This window comes from Acinetobacter sp. YH12064, from assembly GCF_013419735.1.
Lineage (GTDB): Bacteria > Pseudomonadota > Gammaproteobacteria > Pseudomonadales > Moraxellaceae > Acinetobacter > Acinetobacter amyesii.
On the sequence record NZ_VOZP01000034.1, the window covers coordinates 1 to 4989 of the forward strand.

Sequence of the window (4989 nt, forward strand, 5' to 3'; positions counted from 1 at the left end):
TTTTGAGCAAGCCTTATTCCCTGGCATGGATCAGAGCCAGTACCGTGTCTTGTGGATTGAGCATCAAGACAAATTAAACGAAGAAACAGGGGAGCGAAGATTAGAGCTTAACTTCCTAATCCCTAATGTTGAAATACTTACAGGACAACGTTTACAGCCTTATTATGATAAAGCTGATCGTCCTCGTATTGATCTGTTTAAGAAGATTACAAACTATGAATATCAGCTGCATGATGCAGATGACCCCCTCTATCGCCAAGCCGTTACAACGGCAAAAAACTTGCCTAAAACTGTTAATGAGATCAAGGAAACGCTTGATATTGAAGCAACGAGAGCCGTTGAAAGTGGACTAATTACAGATCGGCAGAGCATGAAAAAATGGCTATTGGATCTTGGTCTTGAAGTCACCAGAGAAACCAAGAAAAGCCTATCCATTAAAAATCCGAATGATGACGAAAAAGCCCGCCCGATAAGGCTTACAGGTGCAATCTATGAGCAAGATTTTAGACTTACAGAAACGAGCCAACAACTTACTATCGCAGCATCAGAACGATATAGACGAGAAGCTGAACAGCGAAATCAGTCAGATATTCAAAGATATGCGGAATACAGTGCAAAGCGAAGCACAGAGCTTGAGCAGCAGTATCGACAGCACCAAAACGGATATACAGCAGAAACAGAGCGAAGCAACGAACGAGATATTGCAGCAGATCGACCAGACTACAGCTCAAACCAAGAAGCAGCAGCAACAAGGCATGACAGCCCTATTGCAAGAACAACAACAGCAGATCAAACAGCTACAAGCGAACTTGCAGCAGTTGAACGGCTTGAGCCAAGAAACAGCCCAAGCAGCCAAATTAAAGAAAACCCTTATTACATCGAATATAGCCTTGATTTCACTGGCATGTATAACGCTTATCAGCAGTATTTGTCTGGGATACGTCAGCAAAAGCAAGTACAGCGACATCACAGAGATGGAGAACAAAGTCCAGTGGCTAAAAAGCCAAGGGGCGAGCCTGAATATTCAGAAGTGTGGGACAGAGAAAAAATGGGACTGGTGCGTCCAGATCGACCCGAAAGCGCAGCAGTACAGCAACAATATGCGAATAGTGCAGGAAACCAATTAAATGAATCTCGAAGCACAGTTATTGCAGATTATCGAGCAGCAACAGCAGCAGCTCAAAGAGCAACAGAAGCAGCAAGAGCAAGCATTACAGCTCATTCAAACGCAGAGCAAAACGATAAGCGAACTAGAGAGCTACTGCAACAAATTGATAACTCACTTCAACATGCTGACCGAGAAAGAAAAAGAGATGAAAAATCATATCAGACAGCTACAGAATCCGAAGCTATCAGAGACTTTATTACAAAACTTGGAGAGCAGCTTAAAACAGCGATTACAGAGCCATTTAGAGCAATTAGTGACTGGGTTAAATCTAAAGAACGAGATCAACGAACTATTGCCAACGATGATCTATACAGAAATCGAGAAGCAGACAGCACCATTGACCCAACAGCTTCAAAGGAAACTAGACTCAGTGCAACAGTATCACGAAAAATTCGAGGGTTTGATCAAACAAATATCTTTAAGGCTTTAGATGAGCTGGACAGACGTAGAGAGTTGCAACTGGAGCAACAACGTAAAAATGACAGGAGTTATTCACCTAGATTTTGATACTTTTTTTCTGCGGAGCATTGCCTTTGCAATGCTGTCCTCGAAAAAAAAGCATCTTCAAAAGGTCGCATATTTGCGACAATTTGTCGCAATATTTTGTTTTGAAAATCAGTCATTTGACAGCAATTCAAAAAGGTGTAATATTTTCATCAGGCGAAAAAAAAGCAGGTCTGCAAACCCGCTTTTTTCTCTTTGTTAAACAAACGCTTAAAGCATCCGTAAAACTCAAATTCGATACTTGTATTTTACTGATGTTTTGAGCCAATGCAACACTTGGACGTGTTTCATGCTCAATAAAACGCAATTTTCAGACGATTTTTACGAAAAACTCCCAAAAAAACCGTATTGCTCGGATGATTTAGGGTACGGGGTGGTTATTCGCCCAAAACGTACCGCAATCCAGAAGCCATATATTCAGCATAATCCCCCTTGTCTTGTTAGCTCGTTGGTGTTCGATATAGACCGCCAAGACGCTTATTTTGCGTGGTCTGACGCAAATTTACCGACCCCAACGTGGATAGCCAAAAATCGCCAAAATGGACATGCACATATTGGCTATATGCTTTTAGCTCCAGTGTGTACCACGCATCGAGCAAAGCAGAATGTCATACAGTACCTTGCCAAGATTGAGCAGGCGTATAGCTTGGCGTTAGGTGCAGATCGTGGCTATACGGGGTTAATCACTAAAAATCCATGTCACGGAACATGGGAAAATCATACCTTTGGCGTTCAACCATACGATCTAAATTATTTAGCCGATTTTGTAGAGCTTCAGGAACTAAAAACCGACTTAAAAGAGGTTTCAGGGCTTGGGCGGAACTGTATGATGTTCGATACAGTTAGATATTGGGCATATAAGGCGATTAGAGCGCATCGAGGCAGTACGTTTGCTATTTGGCTAGGGAAAGTCTTAGAGCAGTGCCAGAACGCAAATAGTGCGTTTATAGAGCCATTGCCGTATAGCGAAGTCAAAGCCACTGCCAAGTCCATTGCTCGATATTGTTGGAAGAAAGACGGTTATCACTACCAGGAATTCATAGACCGTCAAAGTAGAAAGGGTAAATTAGGGGGTATCCAGTCTGGGATTATTCGAAGGAAAGATAGTGTAACGGAAAAAAAGCCTTGGCTGATTTTAGGTATCAGTAGAGCAACTTACTACAGAAGATTGAAAGATGAAAAAACTAAATAAACCGTTACTTTTAGGCTGTATTTCATTAGATGATTTTATTTTTAATTTTTCAATTATTTATATGGTTGGTTATCCCGTTAATTATAGTATTCCAATCTTCAAAGTGTAATTCGTGTCCTGTTTTTTTAAGTATAACTAATTTTGATTTTTCTATCCTTTCAAGTAAAACATCTGTGTTTTTAAAGTGGCATATTAAATCATCAGTACCATGTATGATTAAAGTCGGCTGTTTAATTTCGTCTAATCTATTCCAATACTCTTCACCCCCTTGTAATGTAGCGTGATTGAACATACTTATATAATTGTTGGCTCTATTAAACTCAGCTCTTATTAAGTTTTCACATTTTAATTTGTCAAATTGCTTTCTTCCACTCATTAAAGCAGAGCCTTCAATCATATAGTTCACGACACTATCTTCATTTTCCCAATCAACAGTCTCCGATTTTCTGTGAAAGTCCAGAATTCTTGTGTCCATTTCAGGAATGTTTGGGTTAGAATCTCCCCAAGGTCCTGTAGATAAAAGTATTAATGATTTTACTTTATCTGGATATTTTATTGCAGCAATTTGACAAATTAGCCCACCTAAAGACATACCTAAAAAATGTGCTTGTTCAATATTGTAACCGTCTAAGATTGAAATTGCATCGTTTGTCAAATCAACAATATCGTATGTTGATTTACCTAACTCATAGAAAGTTGATTTTCCGACATCTCTGTTGTCGTAACGAATTACGAAAAAACCTTTTTCTGCTAATTTTTGGCAAAACTTTGTGTCCCAATAAAGCATTGAAACTGTCGCTCCTGCAACTAATAAAATTGTAGGGTTATATTCAAATCCAAAACTTTCTGTATAAAGACTAATGTTGTTCGCTGTAATTATTTTATCTTTCATTTTTTCCTGTATTTCCAATAGTCAATCATATAACAAAGTAAAATTTTACCCAGATAGCAAAAACTTAAGAACAGCGGTGAATTGCTCCTGTCATTGTTGTTCCATTCTCACCCTAGCCTAGCATAGATTTTGGCTACGAATACAGATTCTAATCAATTTTATTGAGACACGAAGCCTAAATCAGATATCAGCCCTCTTGGGTGCTTTTTTCCCTTTTCATTTTTAAAAATTATTATTTAAGGGAATGAGCAACGTCTGTGGACAATCGCAAGCGACCGTAAAACCTGATCTGTGCCTAAACACGATGCACAACTCCACATAACGATAAAGCAGTTATACGTTGAGTTGCACACAGGTTAGATCACAGGGTTTTCCTTTGTCCACAGACTTACCATGACTTGCTTAATTGAATTACGTCTAGGGGTCTGCTACCGTAATGGAATGCAAGGATACATGGAGACCCCTCTGCTACGCAGATGTGTTCCATGACCTTGTTCAGGGGCAAGCCCCCGAAACCCCCAAAAGCAAAGGCAAAAGCATGACAGCGATCAAACGTAATAAGGTTTACAAAGTCCGATTTTCTGATGCAGAGGTACAGAAAATCAAAGATGCCAATATCCTAAATATTGCCAAATATCTAAGGGATACTTCACTTGCCCAAATTGATGCAACTCAAGGCAACGCCAAAAAAAAGAATCAGGAAAATCACTACACAAAATTAGACCGTGATTTTTTGCTTGAGCTATCCCGAATTGGGGGCAACATCAATCAGATTGCAAAGGCAATAAATACTGATATCGCAAGCAGTCGCCCCCTTGATGCTGCAAGGCTTTTGCACCTGTTAATAGGGATTGATCAGACCTTAAAGGAATTGAAAAAATGATTGTTCAATTCTTTAGATATGGGAACGGTTTAAGTAAAGGGCCATTGGATTATTTGCTTGGTAAAGACCGTGATCGAGATTATGCAAAAGTCCTACAGGGCGATGTTTCCGAAGTATCTGGATTAATTGATACGTCTCCTTTTGCCAAAAAATATACCAGTGGTTGTTTGTCTTTTTATGAGCATGATTTATCTGACCAGGATAAACAAAAAATCATGCAGGATTTTGAGCAAGCCTTATTCCCTGGCATGGATCAGAGCCAGTACCGTGTCTTGTGGATTGAGCATCAAGACAAATTAAACGAAGAAACAGGGGAGCGAAGATTAGAGCTTAACTTCCTAATCCCTAAT

The 4989-nt window shown here is 39.5% G+C and carries 4 protein-coding genes and 1 pseudogene; 4 read left to right on the forward strand and 1 reads right to left on the reverse strand.

Annotated elements, in window-relative coordinates:
* Together FTU13_RS17255 and FTU13_RS17260 are read left to right on the forward strand one after the other, a co-directional pair.
* A partial coding sequence (locus tag FTU13_RS17255) for a relaxase/mobilization nuclease domain-containing protein (protein ID WP_218955876.1) occupies positions 1 to 1675 on the forward strand: 1675 nt, incomplete at its 5' end.
* Positions 1676 to 1961: 286 nt separating this feature from the next.
* Positions 1962 to 2864, forward strand: a complete 903-nt coding sequence (locus FTU13_RS17260; RefSeq protein ID WP_044103695.1) for a replication initiation protein — start codon at positions 1962 to 1964, stop codon at positions 2862 to 2864.
* A 49-nt stretch (positions 2865 to 2913) separates the two neighbouring features.
* Here FTU13_RS17260 and estT read toward each other — a convergent pair whose 3' ends face one another.
* Entirely contained in the window at positions 2914 to 3756 is an 843-nt protein-coding gene (gene estT / locus FTU13_RS17265) for a macrolide hydrolase EstT (RefSeq protein ID WP_179991026.1), read from the reverse strand.
* 538 nt (positions 3757 to 4294) lie between these two features.
* Between estT and mobC the strand changes: the two genes are divergently transcribed.
* Together mobC and FTU13_RS17275 are read left to right on the forward strand one after the other, a co-directional pair.
* Positions 4295 to 4639 (forward strand): plasmid mobilization relaxosome protein MobC, encoded by a 345-nt coding sequence (gene mobC / locus FTU13_RS17270; protein WP_044103698.1) that lies wholly within the window; start codon positions 4295 to 4297, stop codon positions 4637 to 4639.
* Positions 4636 to 4989, forward strand: a pseudogene (locus tag FTU13_RS17275) (mobilization protein); the annotation flags it as partial. The gene mobC and the pseudogene FTU13_RS17275, both read left to right, overlap by 4 nt.

Coding starts and splice junctions, on each gene's coding strand:
- estT (WP_179991026.1), bottom strand. CDS start 3,756: ATGAAAGATAAAATAATTACAGCGAACAACATTAGTCTTTATACAGAA.
- mobC (WP_044103698.1), top strand. CDS start 4,295: ATGACAGCGATCAAACGTAATAAGGTTTACAAAGTCCGATTTTCTGAT.
- FTU13_RS17260 (WP_044103695.1), top strand. CDS start 1,962: ATGCTCAATAAAACGCAATTTTCAGACGATTTTTACGAAAAACTCCCA.